This window comes from Paenarthrobacter sp. 10N417, from assembly GCF_056394745.1.
The window spans coordinates 41,885-67,997 of record NZ_JBFTIL010000009.1 but is presented as its reverse complement, the minus strand read 5'-3'; the positions used below and the strand labels follow the sequence as shown (position 1 = coordinate 67,997).

The window sequence follows — 26,113 nt, the reverse complement described above, 5'->3', positions numbered from 1 at the left end:
GACAGTGGCGGTTTTAGATAGTCGCGGAGCGTCTTTCGATCATTATGGTGTCGCGCCATTGCCCCGCGAGTGGGCCAAGAGGCATCCGGGCGATCCGATTCCGTCGGCCGACAACTGTAAAGCCCTCCGCGACATGCAGCCGGATGCTCGCTTCATTCTCGGGAAATACGCTGGCCTGGATCGTCCAGATTCCTGCTTCTTCAGTGGAGGTGATCAGCGCGCGGAGAAGGGCCTTGCCTACACCCAAACCACGGGCTTCCCCGGCCACGTAAATGGAATGCTCCACGACGCCCGCGTACGCTGCACGCGAGGAGATCGCGGATACGGCTGCCCAACCGAGGATCCGGCCTTCTGCTTCCGCGACCAACCGGTGATCCTTGAGTCTTGTAGCGTCGAATTGCTCCCACTCAGGAGCAGCGGGCTCGAACGTGGCGTTCCCGGACTCGATGCCTTCAGTGAAGATCTCCCGGACCACCGGCCAATCGGGCGGGGTCATTTTGCGGATCCGGACCTCGCTGTTGCGCATTGACGGGATGTTGGGTGTCGTCTCCCTTGCCCCTGTTGTCTCGCTTCTCACAGGGTCTCCAGCAGGCCGGAAGTCCGCTCAATGGCACCCGGGACCAAGGAGTAGTACGCCCATGTGCCCCGCTTTTCGCGGTGCAGAAGGCCGGCATCCACCAAGATCTTCAAATGATGTGAGACCGTCGGCTGGCCGAGGTCCAGGGGCTCGGTGAGATCGCAGACGCACGCTTCGCCGCCGTGTGCGCTTTTGACGATGGACAACAGGCGGAGCCGGTTGGGATCAGCGAGTGCCTTAAACACAGAGGCGCGGACCTGGGCTTCATAAGCATCGAGGGAGGGCTGGGCTGAAGGCTCGCAGCAAGCTTCATCGCCAGTACTTGCCGGCCTATCCACAGCTGGGAGTTCGTCCGCGTGTAGCAGCTGAAGGGTTTGCGGGGAGTCCATACACCCATTATGCACATAGATTGACAATCATCGATATGGATGCTGATACTTATATCGAACTTCATCAATCTAATGCCTTGGCTGTTGCCGGGCAGAATTCCAGGAGCCTAGTGAGCACGTCGACGCAGACCGCAGCCCGTAAGCCTGAGGGCGGCGCCGCCGTCGTAGGACGGCTTTCGGCAGTGGACCGTTTGCTGCCGGTGTGGATCATCGCCGCCATGGCGCTCGGCCTGCTTTTGGGAGGTCTCGTCCCGGGCCTCAATTCGTGGTTGGAAGCGGTGAAAGTTGGCGAGGTGTCCTTGCCAATTGCCGTTGGGCTATTGGTCATGATGTATCCGGTTCTAGCGAAAGTGCGATACGACCAAGCAGGCAGCGTGCTGACGGATCGTCGGCTGATGGTTACTTCCTTGGTTATCAACTGGTTTTTGGCCCCAGCATTCATGTTCGCGTTGGCATGGATTTTCCTTCCTGACCTGCCCGAATACCGCACAGGACTCATCATCGTCGGCTTGGCCCGCTGTATCGCCATGGTGATGATCTGGAACGATCTCGCTTGCGGTGATCGCGAATCCGGCGCCGTGCTGGTATTCGTTAACTCGGTGTTCCAAGTGATCGCATTCGGAGGCCTTGGCTGGTTCTACCTCCAGTGGCTTCCGGCACTCCTGGGCCTGCCCACCACCAGCGCGAACTTCTCTTTCTTGGCGATCACGGCATCGGTAGTGGTCTTCCTGGGCATTCCACTGCTAGCTGGCTTCCTCACCCGGGGGCTGGGTGAACGGGCGAAGGGCCGCGACTGGTACGAGGGCCACATGCTTCCAAGGATCGGGCCCTGGGCGCTGTACGGGTTGTTGTTCACCATCACGCTGCTTTTCGCCATGCAGGGTGGAACCATCATGGCCCGGCCCCTGGATGTCCTCCGGATCGCGCTGCCACTGCTGGTCTACTTCCTCGTGGTGTTCGGGGCGGGAATCGCGATAGGCAAATGGCTGAACCTCGGTTACGCCAAAACCGTCACACTCGCCTTCACTGCCGCCGGCAATAACTTTGAATTGGCCATCGCAGTGGCCATTGGCACTTTCGGGGTCACGTCGGGTCAGGCACTTGCCGGCGTCGTTGGGCCCTTGATTGAAGTGCCCGTCCTTGTTGCACTTGTGTATGTAGCCCTCTGGGCGCGCAAGCGCTATTTCACCCCCGCGATGATCGCTGCCCCACCCTTGGAGGAGAAGCATGACCACCACTGAAACCAGCAAGAAGCCCTCCGTCCTGTTCGTCTGCGTCCACAATGCCGGCCGATCCCAGATGGCTGCCGCGTTCCTGACCACTCTTGCCAAGGGCGAGATCGAGGTCCGCTCCGCCGGTTCCCAGCCCGCCGACAAGGTCAACCCGGCCGCCGTCGAGGCCATGGCCGAGCTGGGCATCGACATGTCGGCCGAAATCCCCAAGGTACTCACCACCGAAGCCGTCAAGGAATCCGACGTCGTCATCACCATGGGCTGCGGCGACGAATGCCCGTACTTCCCTGGCAAGCGGTATGAAGACTGGGTCCTGGAAGACCCAGCTGGCCAGGGTGTTGACGCGGTCCGGCCTATTCGGGATGAAATAAAGACACGTATCGAGGGCCTGATCGACTCCCTCATCCCTGCCTCCAGGTAATCCGGCTTCCCCCATAGGAGAGATTCTCGTGAGTAATGACATCAGCGCCGAACAACTGATCATCATCGGCTCGGGTCCGGCTGGCTACACCGCGGCCATCTACGCCGCCCGGGCAGGGCTCAAACCGCTCGTCCTGGCCGGTTCGGTCACTGCGGGTGGCGCTTTGATGAATACCACCGAGGTCGAAAACTTCCCCGGCTTCCCCGCCGGTATCCAGGGTCCCGAGTTGATGGACGGACTCCAGGAGCAGGCCGAGAAGTTCGGCGCCCGCATCGTGTTCGACGACGTCACAGAAGTCGATCTGAAACATCACCTCAAGCGGGTGGTCACCGGCGCGGGGGAGACGCACGAAGCGCCCGCTGTCATCCTCGCTACTGGCTCGGCCTACAAAGAACTCGGACTGCCGGAGGAGAAAAAGCTCAGCGGGCACGGCGTATCCTGGTGCGCCACGTGCGACGGTTTCTTCTTCCGGGAGCAGGACATCATCGTGGTCGGCGGTGGAGACTCTGCCATGGAAGAAGCCACGTTCCTGACACGTTTCGGCAAGTCCGTCACTGTCGTGGTCCGGAAGGACGAACTTCGTGCTTCGCGCATCATGGCCCAGCGCGCCAAGGACAATCCCAAGATCAGCTTCGCCTGGAACTCCGCCGTCACCAAGATCCACGGCGACACCAAAGTCACCGGAGTGACTCTCACTGATACCCGCACTGGAGAAACCCGGGAACAGGCTGCCACAGGGATCTTCGTTGCCATCGGTCATTTGCCCCGCACCGAACTTGTCGCCGGGCAGGTAGACCTCGACGCCGAGGGTTACATCAAAGTCGATTCGCCCACCACCTGCACCAATCTCTCCGGGGTCTTCGCATGCGGGGATGCAGTGGATCACCGGTACCGCCAGGCGATCACCGCCGCCGGAACGGGGTGTGCTGCAGCGCTGGATGCTGAACGATTTCTGGCGGCACTTGAGGACGCAGACAGCATAGCTACGGCACTGGTGGAAGAACCCACCCACGCCTGAGGATCTTTAAGCGCCTGAGGATCTTCAACGATGAAAGAGGACACCATGGAGCCAGCGAAGAAGCTTCCCGTCGCGGTGATCGGTGCCGGCCCGGTCGGTTTGGCCGCAGCAGCGCACTTGCTCGAACGTGGCCTCGAGCCAGTCATCTTTGAAGCTGGACCTGCTGCAGGTGCCGCCATCGAACAATGGCGCCACATCCGGCTCTTCTCGCCTTGGCGGTTCAACATCGATGCCGCCGTCGCCCGCCTCTTGGAACAAGCCGGCTGGGAATCTCCCCGCCTCACTGCCCTGCCTTACGGTGGGGAGCTCATCGACAACTACCTCACCCCGCTGGCAGCCATGCCGGTCATCGCGTCCCGGTTGCAGACGGGGGCCCGCGTTATCGCAGTTACCCGCCGAGGACTGGACAAGACCCACGTCCGTGATCGGGACACCACTCCTTTCCTGGTCAGGGTGGAGCACGCAGACGGCGAAACGCGCGATCACGTTGTGGCTGCAGTCATCGACGCCTCCGGCACGTGGCCAACCCGCAATCCACTGGGCACCTCAGGGTTGCCCGCCATTGGCGAAGACACGGCAGCGAACCGCATATCTTCGCCGCTCCCAGACGTCAAAGGCCGGGACCGGACCAGCTTTGCCGGCCGTCGCGTTCTCGTCGTGGGCGCTGGACACTCGGCTGCGAACACCCTGATCAATTTGGCCGAACTCTCCAAGGACGAACCCAACACCCGGATCCTTTGGGCCGTGCGAAGCGGCTCCGCAGAGAAGGTCTACGGTGGCGGAGACGCCGATGGACTGCCCGCCCGAGGCCAACTCGGCGCGAGGCTCCGGAGGCTCGTCCAAACCGGCAACATCCAACTGCACACACGTTTCGGCATAGTTGGCCTGAAAACGCTCGATTCCGGAGTGAGCGTTGAATCCGTTGACGGACGCACGCTGGATGTCGATGTCATCGTTCCCTGCACCGGCTTCCGCCCGGATCTGGAGATCCTGCGCGAACTCCGCCTCAACCTCGATCCTGCCGTTGAAGCACCCACTGAACTCGGCCCATTGATTGACCCCGAATTCCACTCCTGCGGCACTGTCCCTCCACACGGTGCCAAGGTGCTGGCGCATCCTGAGAAAGACTTCTACATCGTGGGCATGAAGTCCTATGGCCGTGCCCCTACCTTCCTGCTGGCAACGGGCTATGAGCAGGTCCGTTCAGTCGCCGCTGCACTGGCTGGTGACCACCAAGCGGCGGACATAGTGCAACTGGAATTGCCGGAAACCGGAGTTTGCTCTACCGACGCCGGGACCAGCTGCGATGTTCCCGCCACAATCATCAACGAAGAAGCGGATTCGGGCTGCTGTGCTTCACCCGGGCCAGCTTTCGTCGGCTTCCCGACCGGACTCGCCCACGGCCGTTCTGGGAATTAGTCGCTAGGCGTTGACGGTGTTGCGTTCGCGATAGCCATCGGCGGCGTAGACGCCCAGAATCCGCACCTCCGTGGTGAAGAATTCCAGCTCCTCCAGCGCCCGGCGGAGACGTGCGTCCCCAGGGTGCCCTTCGACGTCGGAGATGAACATTGTGGCCGCGAACTCGTTGCCCACCATGTAGCTCTCAAGCCTGGTCATGTTCAGGCCGTTGGTGGCAAAACCGCCCAACGCTTTGTAGAGCGCTGAGGGGACGTTGCGCACACGGAACACGAAGCTCGTGATCGCGGGACCGGGGAGCTCCTCCTTGGTGGGGATTTCGCGCTCCCGCGCCAGAACCACAAAGCGAGTGGTGTTGGTGGGGTCATCCTCGACGCCAGAGGCCAGGACATCCAGACCGTACAAGCCTGCGGCCAGCGGAGGAGCGAGGGAAAGCTTGCGGGGATCGTTCCAGTCGCGCACCTCCCTGGCTGATCCTGCCGTGTCTCCGGCGATAACTGGCTTGAGGCCCGCTTCCCGGATGATCTTGCGGCACTGGCCCAAAGCGTGGATATGGCTGTGAACCTCTGTTGCGCCTTCAATGGTGCTGCCTGGAATGCCCAACAGATCGAATCGGATCGGCAGGAAGTACTCGCCCACGATTTGCAGCTTGGACTGGGGGAGCAGTACGTGGATGTCAGCCACACGTCCGGCGATGGAATTCTCAATCGGGATCATCGCCAGCTCGACTTCGCCCGTGGAAACAAGTTCAAACGCGTCCTCGAAGCTGGCGCACGGCACGCTTTCGAGTTCGGGGAACATTTCCTTGCACGCGAGATCCGAATTGGCTCCCGGTTCACCTTGATACGCAATCTTCTGGGCCATGGTGTTCATGCTTTCACGCGGAGCACCCTCAAACCCAACTAGGGGACAGATAACGGCGCTATGACGGTTCAGAGCGACGTTACCTGTCCCCCAGTTGGGCCAGGGGGCGGGACTAGCCGTTGATGATCTGTGGAACGCCGAGGGCCTTGAGGCCTTCCGCGCCGAACTCCAGGCCATAGCCGGACTGCTTTGCGCCACCGAAGGGGATACGCGGATCCACTGCGCCGTGCTTGTTGATCCACACGGTTCCGGCTTGGATGCGGGAGGCGACCTCGCGGGCGGCAGCCAGGTCGGAGGACCAGACTGAGGCGCCGAGTCCGACGTCGAGCGCGTTTGCTTTGGCGACTGCCTCGTCAACGGTGCTGTACCGGATGATCGGCAGGGCAGGGCCGAACTGTTCCTCGGCCACCAGCGGGTTGTCGTTGTCGATGTCGGCTACCAACGTGGTGGGGTAGAAGTTGCCGGGCTGATCGGCGTCGGGGTTGCCGCCGAGCAGAATGCGGGCGCCGGATGCGCGGGCAGCCTCCACCAAGCGGGCCACGATGTCGTACTGCTGACGGTTCTGCAGCGGGCCAAGGACGTTGTTCTCGTCCAGGCCATTGCCCATCGGCATCGCAGCAGCAACGGCGGCGAGTTCAATGCACACTGCCTCGTACAGCGAGTCGTGGACGTAGAGGCGCTTCAGCGCGGCGCAGGTCTGGCCGGTGTTGATGAACGCACCCCAGAAAAGGCCCTCGGCGATGGCTTTGGGGTCAGCGTCGGGGAGGACGATGCCGGCGTCGTTGCCGCCGAGTTCCAGCGTGAGGCGCTTGACCGTATCCGCCGAGGAACGGATGATCGCCTTGCCTGTAGCGGTGGAGCCGGTGAACATGACCTTGCCGATTGCCTCGTGCGCTGCCAGGGCCTCGCCGACGTCGCGGCCACCGGACACCACGGAAAGCAGGCCCTCGGGCAGTTCCTGGTTGATGATCGTGGCCAACGCCAGCACGGACAGCGGAGTGTATTCGGAGGGCTTTACCACCACGGCGTTGCCCATGCGCAGGGCCGGCGCGATCTGCCAGACCGTGATCATCATGGGCCAGTTCCAGGGGCCGATGGCACCCACGACGCCGATGGGCCGGTAGTGCAGTTCGGCGCGGGTTTCGCCATCCTCCACCACGGTTTCAGGGTCCAGCGGCGTGGCGGCAGTTGCCCGGAGCCATGCTGCGCAAGCGCCGACTTCGAAGCGGGCGTTCGGGCCGTTCAGCGGCTTGCCCTGCTCGCGGGAGAGCAATTGGGCGAGCTCTTCAGCAGAGCGTTCGACGGCGTCGGCGGCCTTCATGAGTGCAGCGGACCGCGCGTCGTGGCCCAAGGCAGCCCAGGCCGGCTGTGCAGCTGCGGCAGCTGCAACAGCGGCGTCAAGATCTTCAACGGTGTGGACGGGGGCTTCACCGACAGCCTCACCCGTTGCCGGGTCAAGAATCGTACGGCTGTTCTGGCCGGGGGCTGCGGTAATCGAGGCCAGCAAGGCGTCGTAAGTCTCCATTGGTACTCCGCTCGGGTAGTAAGTCTTGGCGGCCGTTGAGGCACGCGGCGATGATTCCAGTGTGGTTGGCGTCACGCGGAGTCGCCTTGTCTATGCACGAACAGCCCTTGACGCGAAGCGAACGCTTTCCCTCGGCCCCTTTCGTACCGGATAATTTGGCGGGTGACTCTTGCATCCCTCGCCGCCTTCGCCGGTCTCTGCCTGGTCCTCTCCGTGACCCCGGGCCCGGACACGTTCCTGGTCCTGCGTATTGCCTTGAACCGGCCCAGCGCGGGGATCGCTGCGGCGGCTGGATCGGCAGGTGCCGCAATTGTGTGGGCTGCTTTGGTGGGTATCGGATTGGCCACGCTGTTGGAACAATCGGCCGAACTCTTCCGGTGGCTGAAGATCGCGGGCGGCTTGTACTTGCTGTACCTCGGTGTTTCTTCGTTCATCAAGTCCCGTAAAGCTGCCACGGCAGGCGGACCAACTGATGAGGCGCCCCTCCCGTACAGCCGGCTTGCGGCACTGGGGGCCGGAGCGCTCTCCACGCTGCTCAATCCCAAGGTGGGCCTGTTCTACCTGGCTGTGGTCCCGCAGTTCATCCCGCACGGCGGCGACACCATGGGCACGTCACTCATCCTGGGCATCGTGGTTGCCGTCATTGCCTTTGCCTACCTCTCGATGATCGCAGTGGTGGCGTTCAAGGCGATGCGGTGGCTCAAGCGCCCCAACGTGAGTACCGTCGTCGAGCGTGTCAGCAGCGGGGTTATCGCCGGACTGGGCGTCGGCGTGGTGGCATCAGGCGCCACCAGTTAGCTAGCCAGCCAGCAACCTCAGATAGTTGTCCAGTTGCCCTTCAAGGTCCTGGGCAAAGTGCTCTGCGGGGGAAAGTGCCGCCACGATCTGGGCGCCCAGCATCATGTTGAGCAGATGATCGGCGACGGCGGCGTCCCCTATGGGGGCGGCAATCTCGCCGGCCGCGCGGGCTGCTGCCGAATGGGCAGCGATGGTGTTGTGCCACTGGTTCATGGACTCGCTGTGCAAGGCCGCCATCTCTGCGTCGTTGAGTGCCTTCTGCCAAAACGGGATCACGATGCGGGCTTCGTTGACGCGTTCCTCGTCCAAGGGAAGGACTTCGGCGCAGAAGGCGCGGAGGGCGGCGATGCCGGCCAGCCCGGAGGTCATGGCGGCGATCCGCTGGTTCGTGCGGTTGAAAACGTGCCCAAACGCTGACGTCAGCAGCAGATCCTTGGTGGGAAAGTAGGGCTTGAGGGCGCCGTTCGCAAAGCCGGCTTCTTCGGCAATTTCCCGCATGGTGGCGCCTTCAATGCCCAGCCTTGCAATGATCCGCCAGGTTGCGTCCACCAGTTCGAGGCGTCGTTGATCGTGGTCCACAATCTTTGGCACTTTAGGGGGCTCCCGGAGAAATATGTGGCAGACAGGTCTTGGGTCTCATCTTACGTTTCAGGCGGGCGCTGACTGAGCGTCAAACGTGCGTCTGTATTCCGTGGGTGCGATGGCAAATGCGCTGGCGAAGTTCTGCCGGAGCGTCACGGGGCTGCCGAATCCGCAGTCAGCCGCAATCTGATCTACGGACATGTCTGTGGTTTCCAGCAACCGCCGGGCAGCATCGAGTCGTCGTGTGCGTATCCATGCCGAAGGTGTTGTCCCTGTTGAGGCACGGAAAGCGCGGACGAAAGTACGGCGACTCATGTGGGCCTGGGCCGCGAGGCGATCGATGCTGAGGTTCTCGCCGAGTCTGCCCAAGGCCCACTCCAGCAGGCGCGCCATTGGATCATCCGAGGAGCGTGGTGGAAGGGGGTGCTCAATGTACTGCGCTTGTCCGCCCTCACGGTGTGGGGCGATGACCAGGCTGCGTGCGATGCGGTTCGCTGCCTCGGCTCCTAGCCGGTCCCGAACCAGGTGGAGGCAAGCATCCAGTCCGGATGCTGTCCCCGCGGAAGTCAACACGTCTCCGTGATCGATGTAGAGCACTCTTTGATCGAGAAAGACATCGGGGTGTCGGTTGGCCAGGGTGTCAAAGGCCTGCCAGTGTGTGACGGCAGAACGTGCCCTCAGAAGGCCGGCATCGGCGACTGGGATGGTGCCAAGGCAAAGCCCCAGGATAGATACGCCGCGCTCGTGAGCCTGTTGAAGGATCTTGCGTAGAGTCTCGCTGGTTTCACGTCCGTCCGCGAACCACGACGGCACCACCACAACGTCTGCCTGCTCTGCGGCATCCGGCCCTTGGATTTCCCCTAATTGATAACCCTCGGTGGTTCGAATATGGCCCGCCTCGTCTGAGAAGAGCACTGTGTCCCACTCAGCCAAGCCTTGCCGTGTGACTTCGTCGAAAACCATCTGCGGAACCGCCAGATGAAACATTGTGACGTCATCGAATGCGTAGACAGCGATCCGCACGCAGCCCTCCTCTCTGCTTTTGGCCTGAATCCATCGTATAAGGGCATTTGTGCCACTGGTGGTTTCTGACCGGGGTGCCAATGATGGAAGGGTCGCCAGTTGGCGAGCAACGATCCGCTATTTGGGAGAAAAGTATGAGCACCCCCCGCCGCGCCCTTGTCCTTGTCGATGTCCAGCAGCAGTACTTCAGCGGACCCCTTGAGATCCAGTACCCGAAGCACCAGGAATCACTTCCGATGATCGTGAAGGCCATCGATGCCGCGGCCGCCGCAGGAATTCCCATCCTGGCGATACAGCACAGCGAAGGAGAAGGCGCGCCGGTCTTCGCCCCTGGGACGCCTGAATTTGATCTCCACCCGGACGTCGAAGCGCGCCGGACTGCTTCATGGAAAGAGGTCATCAAACGTTACGGCTCGGTTTACGCTGGCACGGACGTCGCTGGCTGGCTGCGGGAGCACGACGTCGATACCGTCACCTTGGTGGGTTACATGACGAACAACTGCATCCTTGCCTCGGCCGTTGAAGCGGAGTTCCTTGGCTTCACCACTGAAGTCCTCTCGGATGCCACTGGCGCCATCAACCTCGTCAATGATGCAGGTGCGGCGGACGCGAAAACCGTGCACACCACGCTTATGGCGCTGTTGAACTCCAACTGGGCCGCTGTTGCCTCCACGGGGGAATGGGCGGATGCACTCCAAGCCGGGCGTGTACTGGAAAGGAGTGATCTGGGCACTTCGGCAACGGCGGGTAGCGCTGCAGTTTCTTAGAAACAATATGTGGACCAGGCCTTGTGACTGAGCTAACACGTAAGTTATTCTCTACACCTATAGAAAATAAATCCTGACCCATCACAGGTCCCGGACAAGAGGCAGCCATGACGCCCACAGCAACCCAGACAGCAACTGACGCAGCCGCCGTCGAGGAAACCCAGTACCGCCTGGCCAAGGGCGCTGAAATTTCCGAGGTAAAGCATGTTCTGCAAGCCGCCGGCCACCTCGGAGACACCAAGCGGATCGCCTACCTGGGCCTTGTGGATCCGTCCCGTGGGCAAGAAAAAGAAGACCGCCGTTTCCGGGTTTTCATCCATGACATCTCCGGCGGGGCTCCCACGGACGTCCTGGTGTCCGTGACTCGCGGCGAGATCCTGTCCGCAACAGAACTGGACACCAAAGTCTCCGGCGAACTTCCCGTGCTGGAGGAAGAGTTCGAAGTTGTTGAGACGCTGCTTGCCACGGATGAGCGGTGGCTCGCCGCCCTGGCTGCACGGGATCTGGATGTGGCCAAGGTGCGGGTCGCGCCGCTGTCCGCCGGCGTGTTTGAGTACGACGACGAGAGGGGCCGCCGCATCCTCCGTGGACTGGCATTTGTGCAGGATTTCCCTGAAGACAGCGCATGGGCGCACCCGGTAGATGGGCTGGTGGCATATGTGGATGTGGTCAACAAGGAAGTCACCCAGGTGATTGATCTCGGTGTCATGCCGATTCCGGAAGAGCACGGAAACTACACCGATCCCCAACTCACAGGCCCGCTCCGGACCACTCAAAAGCCCATCAGCATTACCCAACCCGAAGGCCCGAGCTTCACAGTCACCGGCGGCAACCATGTGGAGTGGGAAAAGTGGAGCGTGGACGTCGGCTTCGATGTGCGCGAAGGAGTGGTCCTCCACAACTTGGCCTTCAAGGACGGAGACCGCCTTAGGCCCATCATCAACCGGGCCTCCATTGCCGAAATGGTTGTGCCCTACGGCGATCCGTCACCTATCCGCTCCTGGCAGAACTACTTCGACACCGGCGAATACCTCGTGGGCCAGTACGCCAACTCCCTGGAACTCGGTTGCGATTGCCTTGGTGACATCACCTACCTCAGCCCTGTCATCAGCGACGCCTTCGGCAACCCGCGGGAAATCCGCAATGGCATCTGCATGCACGAGGAAGACTGGGGCATCCTCTCCAAGCACTCGGACCTCTGGACCGGGATCAACTACACGCGACGCAATCGCCGCCTGGTGATCTCCTTCTTCACCACCATCGGCAACTACGATTACGGCTTCTACTGGTACCTGTACCTGGATGGCACCATCGAATTTGAAGCCAAGGCCACCGGCATCGTGTTCACCAGCGCCTTCCCCGAGAGTGGCTCGGACAACATCTCGCAGTTGGCTCCAGGACTCGGCGCACCGTTCCACCAGCACCTCTTCAGCGCACGTCTGGACGTGGCCATTGACGGCTTTACCAACCGCGTGGAGGAAGAGGACGTTGTCCGTCAAGCCATGGGCGAGGGCAACGAGCGCGGCAACGCGTTCTCCCGCAAACGCACAGTCCTGACAAAAGAGTCTGATGGCGTCCGGGAGGCCGATGCACGCGCTGGCAGGACGTGGATCATCTCCAACCCCGAGTCCCAAAACCGTTTGGGCGAGCCGGTTGGCTACAAGCTCCACGCCGAAAACCAGCCCACGCTTCTGGCCGATCCAGGTTCCTCCATAGCGAAGCGTGCCGCTTTCGCCACGAAGGACCTCTGGGTCACGCGTTACTCCGACGAGGAGCGGTACCCCACCGGTGACTTCGTGAACCAGCACTCCGGCGGAGCAGGCCTGCCGGCCTACGTTGCCCAAGATCGCGACATCGACGGCCAGGACATCGTTCTCTGGCACACTTTCGGCCTCACCCACTTCCCCCGCGTGGAGGACTGGCCGATCATGCCGGTGGACACGGTCGGCTTCAAGCTGCGCCCCGAGGGCTTCTTCGACCGCAGCCCCGTACTGGATGTGCCCGCCAACTCTTCAGGTTCGAGCTGCCACAGCTCCGCCACCGCCGCTGCGGATGAACACGGGGAAAGCCACCATGAGCCTGGGCACTGCCACTAAGCGGACACCCAGGCACATGACCACGACGACGGGACGGGTCCAGTCAGCCGGGCCCGTCCTCCATCCCCGGATCTGCGCAGCCCTCACGGCTGTCTCGTGCCTGGTCCACCTTTGGGTCGCGGCGTGGGGACACCATGGAGTGTGGCTCGGCGTCTTCATGATCGCCTTGGCGGCAATCTGCGTCCCCTGCACCTTTCACATCTGGCGCCACAGCCGCGTGGGGGCGCTCCACCAAGTCACGGTTTCGGCTGTGGCAATGATTGCCCTTCATTCCGTCCTGCTGCTGGGAGCGGGAGGTGCCGGACACGCGCACGGTGGGGGACCGGCGTCGAGCGTTGTTGATACTTCCGGCGCTGTTTTTTCATCCGGGGCTGCCGGACTGCTGTTGGTGATCGGACTGGAAATCACGACGGCGTTACTCGCCGCTACCTTGGTGGCCCGGCTGCGGCGTCGGGTACAAATGGCCGCTGCTTCCTGACCTTCTTTGGCGCCAGCTACGGCGGTAATCAGCCCTATTGGGTTGCACAATGCCGCAACTAAATCCACAGAAGGTCAGGAAGCACGAGACCCGCAAGAATTCGGCAGGATATTGCCTCGAGCAGGCAGTTTTCCCGCTTGTTGCACCCGCCCCGAACACTGTTCAGTAGAAGAGTGAGTAGAGCTGTCAGTAATTCGGGTAATTCTGGCCTTGGACTGTTCAGGGCGACCGGCATTTATGTAGGTGCGATTCTGGGCTCAGGCGTGCTGGTTCTGCCGGCCATCGCTGCCCAAGTTGCTGGACCGGCGTCGCTATTAGCGTGGGCGTTGCTGTTGGTCTTCTGCACCCCGGTTGCTTTCAGTTTTGCCGAAATGTCCAGGCAGCAGCCCGACGCCGGCGGGATCGCCACGTTCGTGACCCGCGCTTTCGGGCAGCGAGCCTCAGTTGTGGCCGGCTACCTCTTCTACTTCGCCATCCCGTTCGGGGCGCCCGCCACCGCGGTGATCGGCGGGGAGTACATCGCGCATGCCATGGGCGGTGGGCGGGAGACGGCCCTGACCGCGGCAGGGTTGATCCTGGCGGCCGGTTTCCTGAGCAACGCGGTGGGGATCCGCGTCTCAAGCAAACTCCAACTCCTCCTCATGGTCCTGCTCGTGGCGTTGCTTGCGCTCGCCGTAGCCGTTGCAGCGCCCTACGCCAAGGCAGAAAACTTCGTGCCCTTCGCCCCGAACGGCTACTGGGCAGTGGGCGGTGCAGCGAGCCTGCTCTTCTTCTGTTTCGCCGGGTGGGAGGCCGTAACACATCTGGCCGGCGAGTTCCGCCACCCCGAACGCGACTTGAAGCGGGCCACCTGGCTGACGCTCGTCGTCGTCGGGGTTGTCTACATCGGCTTGGTGGCGGCGTGCGTCGCCGTCCTCGGCCCTGGACTCGCGGGCAGCAGCGTCCCGGTGGCCGAACTGCTGGCGAAAGGACTGGGACCAGCCGCGGCTCCCGTGACGGCTGTTGCGGCAGCCGTGTTGACGTTCGGACCACTCAATACGTTCGTGGCCGGGGCCAGCAAGCTTGGCGCCAGGTTGGCGTCCGACGGCGTGCTGCCGCGGACTTTGGCGCGTGGCGTGGGTGCCGGGGAGGTGCCGTCCGTGAGCCTGGCGGCACTCGCTGTCATGACGTCACTTTCCTTTGCCCTCGCAGCTGTGGGGTTCCTCAGCATGGAGTTCCAGATCGGCGCCGCCTCGGCCTGCTTCACCGCCGTCACCGCTTTTGGCCTGGCCGCCGGGGTACTCCTGTTGCCCCGCGGAACCGCCGCCTGGTACGGAGTCATCGTGGCCGCCGTCGTGATGCTCGTGGTGTTGCTCTTCAGCGGCTGGGCGCTGCTGGTGCCGGCCATGCTGGGTGCTGCGGCATTGTTGGTGGGGCGCTTGTATTTGAAACCCCCGGTGCCACAATTGAGCCATGGCCGCAGCGTGGTCAATTCGTGAGGGGTTCCGCAGCGGGCCTGACCCTGATGCCCTGCGCCGACCCTTCTTCATTGCCGCGGTGGTTGTCTTTGCCCTGGTAGTCCTGGCCGAGGTGGGTATGTCGCTCCTGCTGGGGCAGACCGCCGTCGACCCCGTCTCCGCAAGCGATGCCAACAACCTTGGCGTTCCGCTCGATGTCTTCCTCAAGACGCAGCGAGCCGATGCCGAACCACCGGGCGCGGGCATTGGATTCCTCGCGTTCCTGGATGGCTTGCTGCTGTTCACGGTGGTGATGCTGGGTCTCAGTCTGATCATCGATCTGCGAACATATGGCCGGATCCAAGGCCTCACAACGTTCATCGTGACGCTGCTCTGGGTTATCGCGGCGTTCCTCACCGCAATGTTGGCCTTGGCGAAGTTGTTCCTGATGATCGGTTTGTTCGTGGCCACCCCGTTTGGAACCATCGCGTACCTGGCCCTGTGGGGGAGCTTTCCGAAAGGGCAGGCGGCGGCAATCCTGGGTTTGCTGTTGGTCCTAAAAATCGTGTTCGCGGTGCTGTTGATCCTTAGCCAGCCGAAGTTCCTCAAAGTCACCGGGCTGGTGGTGCTGCTGGTGGTGTCCGTGCTGCTTCAGGTGATCCTTGGATTGATCCACGGGTTCCTGCCGGGTCCGTTGGTGTCCATTGGCGATCAGTTCTGGGCGTTGATCACTGTGGTGGTGGCGCTCGTGTGGGCGCTGATTATGCTGATTGCGTCGATTCCCGCCATTATCAACGCCCTGCGCGTGAGTGGTTCGGCGGGGGACTGAGCCTGGACCCTAAAGAGTACCCAGCGAAAGCCGGGTCAACTTATCCGGATTGGCAACCTGCCGCAGCTCCCGAACGCTCCCGTCGAGGCCGCCGTCGATCAACAGGACATCGCAGCGGCCCTGATGCCATAGCAAAACCGCAGCTTCGCCGTTGACCTCGATGATCCGGGTCCGGACGGGCTGTACGGGATCGAAGGTGGCTGCTTTGCCGAGGATGCCCGCGAAGAACCGCCCGATCCGCTCCGCCCCGAATACAGGATTCATGGCGCTCTTGACCTTGCCACCGCCGTCGGCCCACAGCACTGCGTCCCGATCGAGCATCGCCACTACCGTGTCAATGTCGCCGTGCTCGATGGCGTGTACCAGCTTCTCCAAGGCCGCGCGATCCTTGGTCCTGGGAGCGGGAGCGTCCGGGTCGATGTCCAAGCGGCGCTCAGCCCTGGAGATCATTTGGCGTACGGCCGCAGGGGTCTTTTCCAGGATGTCCGCGATTTCCGGCGCGGACATCCCAAAAGCGCGGTGGAGCACCAGTGCGGCCCTCGCCTCCGGAGTCAGTTGCTCAGCCAAGTGAAGCAAGGTCAAGGACAGGAGCTCGCGGTTGGCCAGGGTTTCCTCCGGCAGCCTGGAGGTGTCTACCGGTTCCGGCAGCCAAGGCCCGGTGTAGTCCTCGCGCACAGCGGCGAGTTGGCGCACCCGGTCAACCGAGCGCCGCACGCACACTGTGGTCAGCCACGCGGGCCAGGATTCCACGCTGTGGCCATCGGCCTTGCGTTCCTGCCGGACGGCATCGATGGCAACCTCGGAGACGACGTCCTCGGCATGGCCGAAATCTCCCAACATCCGGTAGGCGATTCCCAGCAAACGATTTCGTTCGCTCTGCCACGCGGCCGTGGCCGATACCGCAAGACTCATGCCCTCCACGCTACCCCTCAGACGATCGGGTTCTTCTCATCTACCGGCGGCTCCATCTGCGTGCTGATGGCGATCCTGTTCCAGACGTTGATCGTGGAGATGGCGAGGACCAGGCCTCCCATCTGGCTGTCGTCGAAATGGGTGGCGGCCGCATTCCAGATCTCATCGGTAACTGTGTCGGGTCCCAGCTGAGTCAAAGCATCGGTCAGGGCGAGGACGGCCTGCTCGCGGGCGTCGAAGAACACTTTGGAGTGTTGCCAGGCGGCGACAGCATGCAGCTTTCGTTCCGGGATGCCGCGCTTCCGGCCGTCGGTTGCGTGCATATCCACGCAGAAACCGCAGCCGTTCAAGATGGAGGCGCGGAGCTTGATGAGCTCGAACAAGTCGGGATCCACCGACTTGCGGGCGTAGCCTTCCAGCCCGATGACAGCGGCATAGCCGAGTTTGTTGCTGTGGCCGATATTGATGCGGGTCATGCTGTTTCCCTTCTGTGGTGGTGTCTTACATCAGGGATGTCGTAAGGGGAGCCGGAAGTGTGACAGTTTGAGCAAGGCCGCGGTCCCGGATGAGATCACGAGGGACGGATAGTCTGACGTCGAAGTCCAGGGGAGGAAGAAGGGCTGCTGCGTGAACTCTTTTGCGGCCGGCGGTCAATACATAGTGTGAGCACAGACAGCGACATCATTAGGCGGTCCCGGGACAGCCCCGCAGTTTTCGGGGAGCTGTACGATCGGCATGCCTCGGCCATTTACAGGTATGCCGCCAGAAGAGCTGGGGAATTTGCTGCGGACGACGTCACCTCGGAAACCTTCCTCGTCGCTTGGGAGCATCTGGAAACCTACGACACGGGCCGGGACGATGCCCGGCCATGGTTGTTCGGAATCGCTACTAATTTGCTTCGACAGCATCACCGAGCTGAAGCAAAAGTTCTCAAGACGGCCGCCAGGTCCGCCACGCGCGAAGCAGCGGCCGACGATTCAGACCGGATCGCCGCAGAGGTCGACGCCAAGGTCGCCATCGGTCGAATTGCCCAGTCCCTCCGGAACATGGCAGCCATCGACCGGGAAACGCTGCTGCTCTACGCATGGGCCGATCTGACCTACGAAGGCATAGCCCAGGCCATGAGCGTGCCGGTGGGGACGGTTCGTTCCCGCTTGAACCGTGCTCGCCAAATACTTCGAACCCAGTTCAGCCTCGAAAGACTTACCGAAACGGAGAACCACCATGGACGAACTGCAACTGCTCCGCGAGATGCGTAGCGACGTCGGCTCCGCACCATCTGCCACGTTGGCCCGCGGCAGGGAGAAGGTCATGGCCAAAGTGCAAGCGTCCGGCACCTCAACACCTCAACGTAAAACGACAGTTACGCCCATCCGATTCGGGCGACGTGCTCTTTTGGCTTCTGCCGCTGCCGCCCTGTTGGTCGGCGGTATCGTCATTGCCGATGTCGTCAGATCCGGCGGTCCGGGAACCACAGCAGAGGCAGCCGAGGTGCTGAACAACGCCGCTGCTGCAGCCATTCAAACGTCCGACCCCGTGGTGGGGCCCGGCCAATATCTGAAGATCGCAACGAAGTCGGTCTTTGGAACGGGCGGGCAGGCTGCCGATGTAAGTGACGTGAGATGGGAAGAGACCACAAACAGTCAGATGTACGTGCCAGCCGACAGGGCAGATGTATGGGTCTGGAACTGGCAACCGCGCTTGATTCTGGACTCGCCGAGCGTGGAAGCCAAGGCTCTGCCAGACGAGGTCCGTAGGGCTCAGGAAGCCGAGTCAGATGGGGAACCTGGGTTCGTCGGGATTCTACGTTCCCCGGGAGGTTTCTTCCATGGGAATGAGCCGACCGTCATCGTTGGTACGCCGCTGGGGGAGGCTGCGAGTCTGCCCAGGAATCCACAGGCTCTGCTGGACTTGATCTACGAACGGACCAAGGGCGCCGGGAAGTCTCCCGACAGTGAGGCTTTCACCGCAATCGCAAATGGCCTGCGGACCGGAATCGTTCCGGCTGACCTGCGCGCTGCACTCTACAAGGCAGCTGCTCTAATTCCCGGGGTGACGGTGACTGACCGGCACGCGATGATCGACGGCCGCACAGGCATCGCCATCGGTATCGCATCATCAGATGGAGTGACGGGGTCGAACATCGTCATCGATCCCACCTCAGGTCTGGTCATCGGGGAACAATCCGTGCTGCTGAAGGATTATCCCGGATATCCCGCAGGGACCGTAACGACGTGGACGTCGCTGAGGACCTCCGTGGTGGACTCTGCGCCTTAGGCTGTCGCGCCGCGAAGCATGCCGGGACCTTGTTAGAGTCGGTGCGTGCGAGCAGTGATATTTGATGACGTCCGGGCCCAGCCTGAAGTGCGGGAAGTAACCATGCCTGAGGCCCCGGCCGGTGGAGTGGTGGTGAAAGTCGAAGCCACGGGCATGTGCCGCAGCGACTGGCACGCCTGGGCTGGACACGACGACATCGCTTTTCCCCACGTGCCCGGCCATGAGCTCGCTGGCGTCATTGAGGCAGTCGGCGAAGGTGTCCAGCGCTGGAAAACAGGCGACCGGGTAACTGTTCCGTTCGTCTGTGGATGCGGAAAATGTGAGTGGTGCCTGGCAGGAGAAGCCCAGGTTTGCCCGGAACAGCAACAACCCGGCTTCACCCATTGGGGATCGTTCGCCGAATACGTGGCCCTGCACGCTGCCGACAGCAACCTGGTTGCCCTCCCGGAAAGCGTCGAATTTACGACGGCGGCAAGCCTCGGCTGCCGCTTCGCCACCGCATACCGCGCGTTGGCAGCCCGTGCGCAGGTGAAAGCCGGTGAGTGGGTGACAGTTGTAGGTGCCGGAGGCGTCGGGCTGAGCGCTGTGATGATCGCCAAAGCCATGGGCGCCAGGGTCATCGCCGTGGACCGGAACCCGGAGGCCCTGGCTGTGGCTGCACGTTTGGGTGCGGATCACACGGTACTCGCCGACGGCACGGACATCCCCGCCGCAGTCAACGTCCTCTCCGGCGGGGGCAGCCACGTGGCGGTGGACGCCGTCGGAAGTGAACAGACCTGCGCCGACGCCATCCTCAGCCTTCGCAGGCGGGGCCGGCATGTCCAGATCGGTCTGCTGCCAGCCATCAACGGAAACCCGCAGGTTCCCATGGCCAGGGTTATCGGGTGGGAGCTCGATCTTCTCGGCAGCCATGGCATGGCCGCAGTTGATTACCCAGGCATGATGGCGCTCATCGAGCAGGGTGCGCTTCAGCCGCAGCTGCTGATTGAACGCACCATCGGCCTGGAAGAAGCAGCGCTATTGTTGCCCGGATTCGACAAAGCAGCCCCTGCAGGCATGACGATGATAGACCCGAACCGCTAACGTGCACCTCGCTGGCTTAGGCCACGCGGTTAGTCCGCCGGGCGGTTCCGGTACGCGGCGAGGAAGTGTTCGATCCTGCGCACGGCTTCCTCGATGTCCTCCACGGTCGGCAGGATCACGAAGCGGAAGTGGTCCGGCGTGGGCCAGTTGAAGGCCGTTCCGTGCGAGACGAGGATCTTCTGTTCCTGCAGGAGCTGCAGGACGAACTTCTCGTCGCTCTCGATGGGGTAGATCTCCGGGTCCAACCGAGGGAACAGGTACATTGCGCCGGCCGCGGGAACACACGAAACGCCTGGGATTGCCGTCAACAATTTCAACGCCAGATCCCGTTGCTCACGCAGGCGCCCGCCGGGACGGATGAGGGCCTCGATGCTCTGGTATCCGCCCAGGCAGGTCTGGATGGCGTGCTGCGCGGGAACGTTGGAGCACAACCGCAACGAGGCCAGCAGTTCCAAGGATTCCCGATAGGCAGCCGTTGCGGTCAATGGTCCTGTCACGGCAACCCAGCCTGCACGATAGCCGGGCATGCGGTAGGCCTTGGAAAGTCCGCTGAACGTCAGAACCGGGATGTCGTCTGCCACGGACGCGGTATGAATGTGCGGTGCGTCGACGTAGCGGATCTTCTCGTAAATCTCATCGGAGAACAGGACGAGATCGTGCTTCCGCGCCAGCGCCGCGAATTGCTCAAGTATGTGCCGGGGGTAGACGGCACCGGTGGGGTTATTCGGGTTGATGATCACGATGCCCCGTGTGCGCGGGGTGATCTTCGCTTCGACGTCGGACATGTCGGGCCACCAATTCTCGTCCTCATCGCAGAGGTAGTGCACGGCTTTGCCACCCGTGAGGGTCACAGCCGCGGTCCAGAGCGGGTAATCGGGTGCCGGGATGAGGATCTCGTCACCGTTCTCCATGAACGCTTGCAGGGTCATGGAAATGAGTTCGCTGACGCCGTTGCCGATGAAGACATCCTCGACGCCGATCGTCATCAGACCGCGCGTCTGGTAGTACTGCGAGATCGCGGTCCGGGCGGAGAAGATGCCCTTTGAATCGCTGTAGCCCTGGGCCCCGCGGATGTGGTGGATCATGTCCACCACCACTGACTCCGGCGCTTCCAACCCGAACGGTGCCGTGTCCCCAAGGTTCATCTTGAGGATGCGGTGTCCCTCGGCTTCCATGGCCTTGGCGGCCTGGAGGATGGGACCACGGAGTTCGTAGCGGACATTCTGGAGTTTGCTGGAGTGTTGCATGGGACGCATGGTTGATCTTTTCATGGCAGCTGCCCAGGCAGGCAAACGTGTCCGGAAATAATCACGGGTTCAGCCGCACCTCGCAAAGTTGGGGGTTGCTCAGGCAGATATTCACCGGATCCAGGATGATGCTGGACCTCAACTCGGTCCGTACCAAAACGAGAGCGTTGACGTTAACTTTGGTGCCGACGTCGGGATTGACGCCCACCACTACGCACCTCATCAGGGAGAGGGGCGGCGAGCTTTGGCAGGCGGAACCCTGGGTGAAGTCCAATTGCAGTTGTGCGGTCTGGAAGGCGTTACGCGCCGTTTCAATCCGTGATCCCAGGACACTGGGCACGGTGGCCTTCACCGGCACCGCGATTTCCAAGTTGACCGTGCTGCCGCGCCCTACTTTCTCGCCGCCGGCGGGACTCTGGTTGACTACGGTTCCTTCAGGCGAGGCGCTTTCGATTTCCGTCGTCGCGGCTTTGAAACCGGCGTCCGTCACGATCTTGACCGCTTCAGCTTGCGGTTTGGTTTTCACGTCCGGAACGTTGGCGTCCTTGAACATGAAGTACAGGATCACGCCGATAACCGCCAGCAGCACCACACCCCCGATGATCACCCACAACCACGGGAATCCTGGCTTGGGCTTCGGCTGCTCGGCCGCCGGAACAGTCAGCGTGACCACATGCGCCTGGTCCGCGTAGTCCTCGGGTGCGTCGTCGGCAGAGTAGGCGATCAACTTCACCGGGTAGCTGCCCGCGGAAGCCCCGTCGGTGTCGAAATTGACCACATACTGTTCGGTGGCCCCCGCGGCGATGGTCCGCAACGGGTTGGGGATGGTGGTGTACGTTTTCGACGGCGGATTGGTCACCTGCCCGGGGAAGGCGCCGAGCACCACTCGCTCGGCTTCAGCGGAGCCGTTGGTGACGGATGCCGTCAGCGATCCCTTCCCGTCTTTAAGGACCACATCCGGGGAGCTCAACGTCATGGTGATGGCAGTCATGGCACAACAACTCCTGGGATCGCGGTTTGTAGTTTCGGGGCACAGCAGCACATCTCAGCCTCCGGCTTCCTGGATCAGCAGTACACAGGGCCCGAGGCCGGGACAAAAGACTCCCAACTGTCCGCCCGAGGTCCCGAAGGTCAGGTCCACGGTCTTCCCTGGGCCTGAGTTCTGCTCAGCCCGCGTGCCCTGCACCAACAGCGAGACTGTGACTGCCTGCTGGGGTGCCAGCCTTGCCCGCTTGGTGGGAGGTCCGAAATAGAACAGGCTCCCACCGAATTCCTTCACCTCGAACACACACGCACCCGTAACCACCAGCTGGGTATCCGATGCCGAACACGAACCGCCTTGGGCAGAAAGGTCTGCTGAGGTGAGTTGCGCGCCCGCGGCTGCGTTGGAGAAACCGCCCTGCCAGTCCCGTGCTGCATTGTTGTTACCGCCGCCGCAACTGACGCCGAACACCAGCACTAACAGCGCGATGACCCCACAGGCAATCACCACAAGAATCGGTGTGCGGTTCTCCTTATTCATTTGCCCGCACCTCAAGCTCATCCGTCACGTGCGCGGGTTTCATGCCCTTGACGATCCGCCGGATCAGCTCCAGCTGCCCACCCGCTTCCGCAGGAACCAGCACCTTGATATGGAACGCGCCGGGGACGGATTCGACGTCGAACCCCGGCACCCCCGTGGCAAGGTGCAGGAAACGGGTGAGCCCGTCCACAGTGCCGCGGCGTGCAGAGAGCTGCGCGGCGGCCGCAATGAGATCCCGCTGCCGGGATATAGGAATGGCGCCGGTCGCGGGTATGCTGCCGGGCCCTGGACCACCGGACCCTGTACCACCGTATTGAGCGCCGCCCTCGGGACCGGGAAGCGTCAACCAGTCCAGATCTACCCAGCGCGAGAGAAAGGGAATCAACGACGACGGCGCGCGGCCGGGATCGGGAACGGTATGGATGCGGTCCAAGACTTGCCGGACGGGCGCATGCATATCCTCGGCCACGGCAAGAAGGGCCTGCAGGGGAGAGCTGGTATCGGTGGCCACTTGGAACACTTCCGGCAGGACCCTCAGCAGCTTGGACTCGGACGGCCCCATGGACTCAGCCATTGCCATGGACCACCTCGATCCTGTGGTCGCCCGAGCAGAACAGCCAGGTGTCGGGCAGCGTCACAACATCATCCACCACGCGTCGCGTACAGCTCTCCCACTGAACGGCGTTGTCTGTGCTGCGATAAACGCCTTTGGGACCGGCAGCCAGGACCAGAGGCTTGCCGTCAAGGATCGCACCGGACACCGAACGGACAGGCTCGAACCGGGTGCGGTCCCTCAGCGGCAGATTGCAGTTAACGTCCGGCACGCTCCACTGCGCCGACGCCTGGCCCAGTTGCAGCCGTAACACCCCGCCGCTTTGGGTAGCGGCGTAGGCAGCGTTACCCATCACGTGGACACCCCAGCAACTGCCCCCGGTCCAGCCAGTGCTGAACTCCTCCCACGAATTCATGAAGGACTCATCAAAATCCGTGCGGCCCAACTCGTCGATCTTCAGCCGCAGGCATCCCGTCCCGGTCCCTTCCGGCACTGCCCGGCCGAGCCACACATAGCTCGCACCGCCGTCGTACTGGATCGTCATGCAGCGGATGTCCTCGCCAGCGGCCTTGACCTGCTTGAAGCTGTCGGCGGTACCGGCGTCGGGGGAGAGCCAGACGCCGGCCGAGGCCTCGGCGGCCACCACAACGCCGGTCCTCCCACGGACATCCACCAAAGCGTCTACGGCGTAAAAACCACGATCCGGCTGGGACGTGTCTACTACGTTCTGCACGGGAATGGCACCTTGGCTCATCGGAAGTTCGTAGAGGCCGCGCTCGCCTGCGAGCAACAGCAACGGCTCACCCTGGCGGTCCACCCAACACAAATCGGCGACGACGAACCCCAGTTCGGCTGCTTTGCGCCACGATTCGCCGAGGTCCTCGCTGATATAAATGCGCGACCCCGTACCCGTCACCGTGCTGACGGCCACCATGCCCGGGTGGCGCTCCGGACCCACCCGGCCAGGTGCGGGGGAACGGAACGGAGCAATGGCGCGGACGGCTTCTTCGGTCTGGTCGCCGTCGGAGGCATCTCCAAAATCCGCGCAGGCTTCCCAGCCGTCGGCGGCGTTGGTGGTGCGGAACAGGATGCCGCCCTGGGCCACGAACCACGTTTTGTCCTGGCCTTCAGCCTGTACCAAGGACACGGCATCACTGTCCGGAACTTTGTCCACTTCCAGCCTGACCCGGTCCACATATTGAACGCCGGGCTCAGCCTCCTCCATGGCGCGATACAGATTGGAGACACGCAGTGGCTTCCCAAAGCCGGATCCGTAACTGGACGAATCCGGGCTCAACGGACTGATCCCTTCAGACAGGCGGCCCACGATCCTGGACTTCACGGCCTCGGCATCCTCATCGGGACGAACAACGATCCGCGCATCCACCAGCACCTGTTTGTAGAGGCCCCAGCGCACTACAGGCTCGGCGCCAACCGTGGACCGCCTGCGGAGATATTGTTCCACTTCAATCCGCACTTCGTCGCGTGCGTGTGACATTAGGTCCGCTGCGCGTAATGGTTCGGCAGCCCCTGCTCTGCCGCCTGGAACGAAGGGCACCAGCACAATTTCCACTTCCCCCGGCCGGGCAAACGCCCACAGATCCTTGCGCGTGAAGGCCCGGGCACGGCCCACACCGCCGTGCCGACGTGCCAGGACCTCGTAGTCCCGGACAGTAACTGCGCGGTCGCGGGCTTGAAAATCCTGGGGCGCGCGCCTCAGGGCGTTCTCCAAGGACTCGCCATCGCGGCCGCCCGTTGCAGGCTCCGGATTAGTGACCTTGGCCCCCGGGACAGGGGAACGCAGCACCGTGAGCTGACCCGCGCCGACATTACCGCCCGAACCGCCACCGCTGCGGTACCAAGCGCGGACTTCGGCGCCCGCTCCCGGTACTAATGGCCCTTGCTCCGTTTCAGTCCGCGTTCTGGACTCTTCGTCCCACCAAGCGAACATCGCGACGCCGGCACTTCGGTCGATCCGTACCGGCATCTCACCCGGCCTTGCGTCGGCGAACGCCTCCACTTCCTTGCAGTACCGGAACGGCTTTCCGTCTACGAGCACTGCCTCACCGCTGCTTAGCCGCGTCCCTGCCGGAACTTCGACGGCGACCGCCAGGCCTGCGCCCGAGACGATCGGCGCGTTAGGGATCACGAAGCTCTGGCCTGGTCTTCCAGTCCCGGTACCAATCGGTACGGCGTCGTACATGGTGATATCGGCTGCGGGGACCAGGACGCTGCTCATGCCGGGAGCCAAAGTGGCTGCCGCCGTCGTCGTAAATACAGGCTGGGGTGAACCGGGAACGCCGGCTGGGCAGCTGACCTGCGTGCCGCGGGGGATCCGGATCTCCTGATCGCCCACACTTGAGCGGCTGAATTCCAGCATCGTTTCTGCGCTGCTCGGCGGGTACAGCGACGTGCCCAGAAGGTTCAAGTAGACGGCGTAAAGCTTGTCCGGCACGCGGTTCAGCCGGTACATGAGCGTGTCCGTGAGGTAGGCGAAGGCCTCCACAATGGTGATGCCGGGATCGTGGACCGAGAGGTCCGTCCATTCAGGGGCGATTTGCTGGATGCGTTCGCGGGCACCCGCCACGAGGTCCGCGAAGCTCCGATCGTCCAGATTGGGCACGGGAATACTCATAGTGCACCTCCGGATTCCACGGGCAAGGCGATGGCGATCTCGTCCGCAAGCTGGGTGGTCCGGACACGGTATTTCAGTCGTACCTCTAGGACTTCGGGGTCCTCCTGCGACCGTGACGCGTCCAAGGAAAGGACCGTGATGCGCCGCTCCCACTGTTCCACGGCGCGGGCCACATAGTGGATCGCGAGCCCGGCGGTGGTGTCATCAGCCGGCGCGAACGCCAAGCGGAACAAGTGGCAGCCGTACGTCGGGCGGTTCACGCGTTCGCCCGGCCTTGTGCTGAGCAGCAGGAGGAGGGCCTGTCGGATGGAGGCTGCGTCCGTAACAGTCGCCAACCTGCCTGCCGGCGTGACGCGCAGGCCCGGGAAGCCGGCTGCGGCGTCGAAATCCGGATGGATGAAAGCAATCGATGTGTAGCGTGGCGCGCTCATGA

The 26,113-nt window shown here is 62.6% G+C and carries 27 protein-coding genes; 13 read left to right on the top strand and 14 right to left on the bottom strand.

Annotated features, from left to right (window positions below):
- Window positions 1-13: 13 nt before the first annotated feature.
- Both AC1DCM_RS13260 and AC1DCM_RS13255 read right to left on the bottom strand, forming a co-directional pair.
- A complete protein-coding gene (locus AC1DCM_RS13260; RefSeq protein WP_442003409.1) occupies window positions 14-496 on the bottom strand; it encodes a GNAT family N-acetyltransferase in 483 nt (160 codons plus the stop codon).
- Window positions 497-573: 77 nt separating this feature from the next.
- Window positions 574-966, bottom strand: a complete 393-nt coding sequence (locus AC1DCM_RS13255) for an ArsR/SmtB family transcription factor (protein ID WP_477513996.1) — start codon at window positions 964-966, stop codon at window positions 574-576.
- A 110-nt stretch (window positions 967-1,076) separates the two neighbouring features.
- Between AC1DCM_RS13255 and arsB the strand changes: the two genes are divergently transcribed.
- From arsB to AC1DCM_RS13235, 4 genes are read left to right on the top strand one after another with little or no spacing between them, the layout of a single operon-like run.
- Window positions 1,077-2,207, top strand: a complete 1,131-nt coding sequence (gene arsB, locus AC1DCM_RS13250; RefSeq protein ID WP_477513995.1) for an ACR3 family arsenite efflux transporter — start codon at window positions 1,077-1,079, stop codon at window positions 2,205-2,207.
- On the top strand, window positions 2,194-2,619 hold the full coding sequence (locus tag AC1DCM_RS13245; protein ID WP_477513994.1) for an arsenate reductase ArsC: 426 nt from the start codon (window positions 2,194-2,196) through the stop codon (window positions 2,617-2,619). Before arsB ends, AC1DCM_RS13245 begins: the two co-directional genes overlap by 14 nt.
- 40 nt (window positions 2,620-2,659) lie before the next feature.
- Window positions 2,660-3,637 (top strand): thioredoxin-disulfide reductase, encoded by a 978-nt coding sequence (gene trxB / locus AC1DCM_RS13240; RefSeq protein WP_477514084.1) that lies wholly within the window; start codon window positions 2,660-2,662, stop codon window positions 3,635-3,637.
- Window positions 3,638-3,682: 45 nt separating this feature from the next.
- Window positions 3,683-5,056, top strand: coding sequence for an FAD-dependent oxidoreductase (locus AC1DCM_RS13235; protein WP_477518654.1), 1,374 nt, complete (start codon window positions 3,683-3,685; stop codon window positions 5,054-5,056).
- A 3-nt stretch (window positions 5,057-5,059) separates the two neighbouring features.
- Here AC1DCM_RS13235 and AC1DCM_RS13230 read toward each other — a convergent pair whose 3' ends face one another.
- A complete protein-coding gene (locus AC1DCM_RS13230) occupies window positions 5,060-5,917 on the bottom strand; it encodes a prephenate dehydratase (RefSeq protein ID WP_477513993.1) in 858 nt (285 codons plus the stop codon).
- Between the two features lie 112 nt (window positions 5,918-6,029).
- Window positions 6,030-7,442, bottom strand: a complete 1,413-nt coding sequence (locus tag AC1DCM_RS13225) for an aldehyde dehydrogenase family protein (RefSeq protein WP_477518653.1) — start codon at window positions 7,440-7,442, stop codon at window positions 6,030-6,032.
- Window positions 7,443-7,604: 162 nt separating this feature from the next.
- Between AC1DCM_RS13225 and AC1DCM_RS13220 the strand changes: the two genes are divergently transcribed.
- A complete protein-coding gene (locus tag AC1DCM_RS13220; protein ID WP_477518570.1) occupies window positions 7,605-8,240 on the top strand; it encodes a LysE family translocator in 636 nt (211 codons plus the stop codon).
- On the opposite strand, the gene AC1DCM_RS13215 is transcribed toward AC1DCM_RS13220, so the two are convergent.
- Both AC1DCM_RS13215 and AC1DCM_RS13210 read right to left on the bottom strand, forming a co-directional pair.
- Window positions 8,241-8,831: a TetR/AcrR family transcriptional regulator gene (locus tag AC1DCM_RS13215; protein ID WP_477518569.1), complete on the bottom strand. Its 591-nt coding sequence runs from the start codon at window positions 8,829-8,831 to the stop codon at window positions 8,241-8,243.
- A gap of 57 nt (window positions 8,832-8,888) precedes the next feature.
- Window positions 8,889-9,845, bottom strand: a complete 957-nt coding sequence (locus AC1DCM_RS13210; RefSeq protein WP_477518568.1) for a GlxA family transcriptional regulator — start codon at window positions 9,843-9,845, stop codon at window positions 8,889-8,891.
- A gap of 134 nt (window positions 9,846-9,979) precedes the next feature.
- Here AC1DCM_RS13210 and AC1DCM_RS13205 point away from each other — a divergent pair, with 134 nt between their 5' ends.
- The 5 genes from AC1DCM_RS13205 (at window position 9,980) to AC1DCM_RS13185 (ending at window position 15,451) form a co-directional block, all read left to right on the top strand.
- Entirely contained in the window at window positions 9,980-10,612 is a 633-nt protein-coding gene (locus AC1DCM_RS13205; protein WP_477518567.1) for an isochorismatase family protein, read from the top strand.
- 107 nt (window positions 10,613-10,719) lie between these two features.
- Window positions 10,720-12,708 (top strand): primary-amine oxidase, encoded by a 1,989-nt coding sequence (locus AC1DCM_RS13200; RefSeq protein ID WP_477518566.1) that lies wholly within the window; start codon window positions 10,720-10,722, stop codon window positions 12,706-12,708.
- Window positions 12,709-12,724: 16 nt separating this feature from the next.
- Window positions 12,725-13,186 (top strand): hypothetical protein, encoded by a 462-nt coding sequence (locus AC1DCM_RS13195; protein ID WP_477518652.1) that lies wholly within the window; start codon window positions 12,725-12,727, stop codon window positions 13,184-13,186.
- A 173-nt stretch (window positions 13,187-13,359) separates the two neighbouring features.
- The gene (locus AC1DCM_RS13190; protein ID WP_477518565.1) at window positions 13,360-14,664 is read left to right on the top strand and encodes an APC family permease; all 1,305 of its coding nucleotides are present in this window, start codon (window positions 13,360-13,362) and stop codon (window positions 14,662-14,664) included.
- Window positions 14,639-15,451, top strand: coding sequence for a hypothetical protein (locus tag AC1DCM_RS13185; protein WP_477518564.1), 813 nt, complete (start codon window positions 14,639-14,641; stop codon window positions 15,449-15,451). Before AC1DCM_RS13190 ends, AC1DCM_RS13185 begins: the two co-directional genes overlap by 26 nt.
- 9 nt (window positions 15,452-15,460) lie before the next feature.
- On the opposite strand, the gene AC1DCM_RS13180 is transcribed toward AC1DCM_RS13185, so the two are convergent.
- Entirely contained in the window at window positions 15,461-16,363 is a 903-nt protein-coding gene (locus AC1DCM_RS13180; RefSeq protein WP_477518563.1) for a sigma-70 family RNA polymerase sigma factor, read from the bottom strand.
- 17 nt (window positions 16,364-16,380) lie between these two features.
- Complete coding sequence (locus AC1DCM_RS13175) at window positions 16,381-16,839, bottom strand: carboxymuconolactone decarboxylase family protein (RefSeq protein ID WP_477518562.1); 459 nt, start codon at window positions 16,837-16,839, stop codon at window positions 16,381-16,383.
- Window positions 16,840-17,025: 186 nt separating this feature from the next.
- Between AC1DCM_RS13175 and AC1DCM_RS13170 the strand changes: the two genes are divergently transcribed.
- From AC1DCM_RS13170 to AC1DCM_RS13160, 3 genes are read left to right on the top strand one after another with little or no spacing between them, the layout of a single operon-like run.
- Complete coding sequence (locus tag AC1DCM_RS13170) at window positions 17,026-17,622, top strand: RNA polymerase sigma factor (protein ID WP_477518561.1); 597 nt, start codon at window positions 17,026-17,028, stop codon at window positions 17,620-17,622.
- A complete protein-coding gene (locus AC1DCM_RS13165) occupies window positions 17,588-18,640 on the top strand; it encodes a CU044_5270 family protein (protein WP_477518560.1) in 1,053 nt (350 codons plus the stop codon). Before AC1DCM_RS13170 ends, AC1DCM_RS13165 begins: the two co-directional genes overlap by 35 nt.
- 45 nt (window positions 18,641-18,685) lie before the next feature.
- A complete protein-coding gene (locus AC1DCM_RS13160) occupies window positions 18,686-19,723 on the top strand; it encodes a zinc-dependent alcohol dehydrogenase family protein (protein WP_477518559.1) in 1,038 nt (345 codons plus the stop codon).
- Between the two features lie 29 nt (window positions 19,724-19,752).
- Here the strand turns inward: AC1DCM_RS13160 and AC1DCM_RS13155 are convergent, their stop codons facing one another.
- Genes AC1DCM_RS13155 through AC1DCM_RS13130 form a run of 6 tightly spaced genes read right to left on the bottom strand, consistent with a single transcriptional unit; the run spans window position 19,753 to window position 26,111 of the window.
- A complete protein-coding gene (locus tag AC1DCM_RS13155) occupies window positions 19,753-20,979 on the bottom strand; it encodes a pyridoxal phosphate-dependent aminotransferase (RefSeq protein ID WP_477518558.1) in 1,227 nt (408 codons plus the stop codon).
- A gap of 52 nt (window positions 20,980-21,031) precedes the next feature.
- Window positions 21,032-21,961, bottom strand: coding sequence for a PASTA domain-containing protein (locus AC1DCM_RS13150; protein WP_477518557.1), 930 nt, complete (start codon window positions 21,959-21,961; stop codon window positions 21,032-21,034).
- A 54-nt stretch (window positions 21,962-22,015) separates the two neighbouring features.
- Window positions 22,016-22,492: a hypothetical protein gene (locus AC1DCM_RS13145; protein ID WP_477518556.1), complete on the bottom strand. Its 477-nt coding sequence runs from the start codon at window positions 22,490-22,492 to the stop codon at window positions 22,016-22,018.
- Window positions 22,485-23,072 carry a hypothetical protein gene (locus tag AC1DCM_RS13140; protein WP_477518555.1) on the bottom strand — a complete coding sequence of 196 codons (588 nt, stop codon included), beginning with the start codon at window positions 23,070-23,072 and terminating at the stop codon, window positions 22,485-22,487. Before AC1DCM_RS13140 ends, AC1DCM_RS13145 begins: the two co-directional genes overlap by 8 nt.
- Window positions 23,059-25,680, bottom strand: a complete 2,622-nt coding sequence (locus tag AC1DCM_RS13135; RefSeq protein WP_477518554.1) for a baseplate J/gp47 family protein — start codon at window positions 25,678-25,680, stop codon at window positions 23,059-23,061. The genes AC1DCM_RS13140 and AC1DCM_RS13135 overlap by 14 nt, the downstream gene beginning before the upstream one ends.
- Window positions 25,677-26,111 carry a GPW/gp25 family protein gene (locus AC1DCM_RS13130; RefSeq protein ID WP_477518553.1) on the bottom strand — a complete coding sequence of 145 codons (435 nt, stop codon included), beginning with the start codon at window positions 26,109-26,111 and terminating at the stop codon, window positions 25,677-25,679. Before AC1DCM_RS13130 ends, AC1DCM_RS13135 begins: the two co-directional genes overlap by 4 nt.
- Window positions 26,112-26,113: the final 2 nt, after the last annotated feature.

What these genes read in the sequence shown, in the direction of transcription:
- AC1DCM_RS13145 (WP_477518556.1), bottom strand. Translation starts at nt 22,492, where the DNA reads ATGAATAAGGAGAACCGCACACCGATTCTTGTGGTGATTGCCTGTGGG.
- AC1DCM_RS13165 (WP_477518560.1), top strand. Translation starts at nt 17,588, where the DNA reads ATGGACGAACTGCAACTGCTCCGCGAGATGCGTAGCGACGTCGGCTCC.
- AC1DCM_RS13205 (WP_477518567.1), top strand. Translation starts at nt 9,980, where the DNA reads ATGAGCACCCCCCGCCGCGCCCTTGTCCTTGTCGATGTCCAGCAGCAG.
- AC1DCM_RS13235 (WP_477518654.1), top strand. Translation starts at nt 3,683, where the DNA reads ATGGAGCCAGCGAAGAAGCTTCCCGTCGCGGTGATCGGTGCCGGCCCG.
- AC1DCM_RS13135 (WP_477518554.1), bottom strand. Translation starts at nt 25,680, where the DNA reads ATGAGTATTCCCGTGCCCAATCTGGACGATCGGAGCTTCGCGGACCTC.
- AC1DCM_RS13230 (WP_477513993.1), bottom strand. Translation starts at nt 5,917, where the DNA reads ATGGCCCAGAAGATTGCGTATCAAGGTGAACCGGGAGCCAATTCGGAT.
- AC1DCM_RS13245 (WP_477513994.1), top strand. Translation starts at nt 2,194, where the DNA reads ATGACCACCACTGAAACCAGCAAGAAGCCCTCCGTCCTGTTCGTCTGC.
- AC1DCM_RS13260 (WP_442003409.1), bottom strand. Translation starts at nt 496, where the DNA reads ATGACCCCGCCCGATTGGCCGGTGGTCCGGGAGATCTTCACTGAAGGC.
- AC1DCM_RS13175 (WP_477518562.1), bottom strand. Translation starts at nt 16,839, where the DNA reads ATGACCCGCATCAATATCGGCCACAGCAACAAACTCGGCTATGCCGCT.
- AC1DCM_RS13180 (WP_477518563.1), bottom strand. Translation starts at nt 16,363, where the DNA reads ATGAGTCTTGCGGTATCGGCCACGGCCGCGTGGCAGAGCGAACGAAAT.
- AC1DCM_RS13255 (WP_477513996.1), bottom strand. Translation starts at nt 966, where the DNA reads ATGGACTCCCCGCAAACCCTTCAGCTGCTACACGCGGACGAACTCCCA.
- AC1DCM_RS13225 (WP_477518653.1), bottom strand. Translation starts at nt 7,442, where the DNA reads ATGGAGACTTACGACGCCTTGCTGGCCTCGATTACCGCAGCCCCCGGC.
- AC1DCM_RS13185 (WP_477518564.1), top strand. Translation starts at nt 14,639, where the DNA reads ATGGCCGCAGCGTGGTCAATTCGTGAGGGGTTCCGCAGCGGGCCTGAC.
- AC1DCM_RS13150 (WP_477518557.1), bottom strand. Translation starts at nt 21,961, where the DNA reads ATGACTGCCATCACCATGACGTTGAGCTCCCCGGATGTGGTCCTTAAA.
- AC1DCM_RS13130 (WP_477518553.1), bottom strand. Translation starts at nt 26,111, where the DNA reads ATGAGCGCGCCACGCTACACATCGATTGCTTTCATCCATCCGGATTTC.
- AC1DCM_RS13155 (WP_477518558.1), bottom strand. Translation starts at nt 20,979, where the DNA reads ATGCGTCCCATGCAACACTCCAGCAAACTCCAGAATGTCCGCTACGAA.
- AC1DCM_RS13195 (WP_477518652.1), top strand. Translation starts at nt 12,725, where the DNA reads ATGACCACGACGACGGGACGGGTCCAGTCAGCCGGGCCCGTCCTCCAT.
- AC1DCM_RS13140 (WP_477518555.1), bottom strand. Translation starts at nt 23,072, where the DNA reads ATGGCAATGGCTGAGTCCATGGGGCCGTCCGAGTCCAAGCTGCTGAGG.
- AC1DCM_RS13200 (WP_477518566.1), top strand. Translation starts at nt 10,720, where the DNA reads ATGACGCCCACAGCAACCCAGACAGCAACTGACGCAGCCGCCGTCGAG.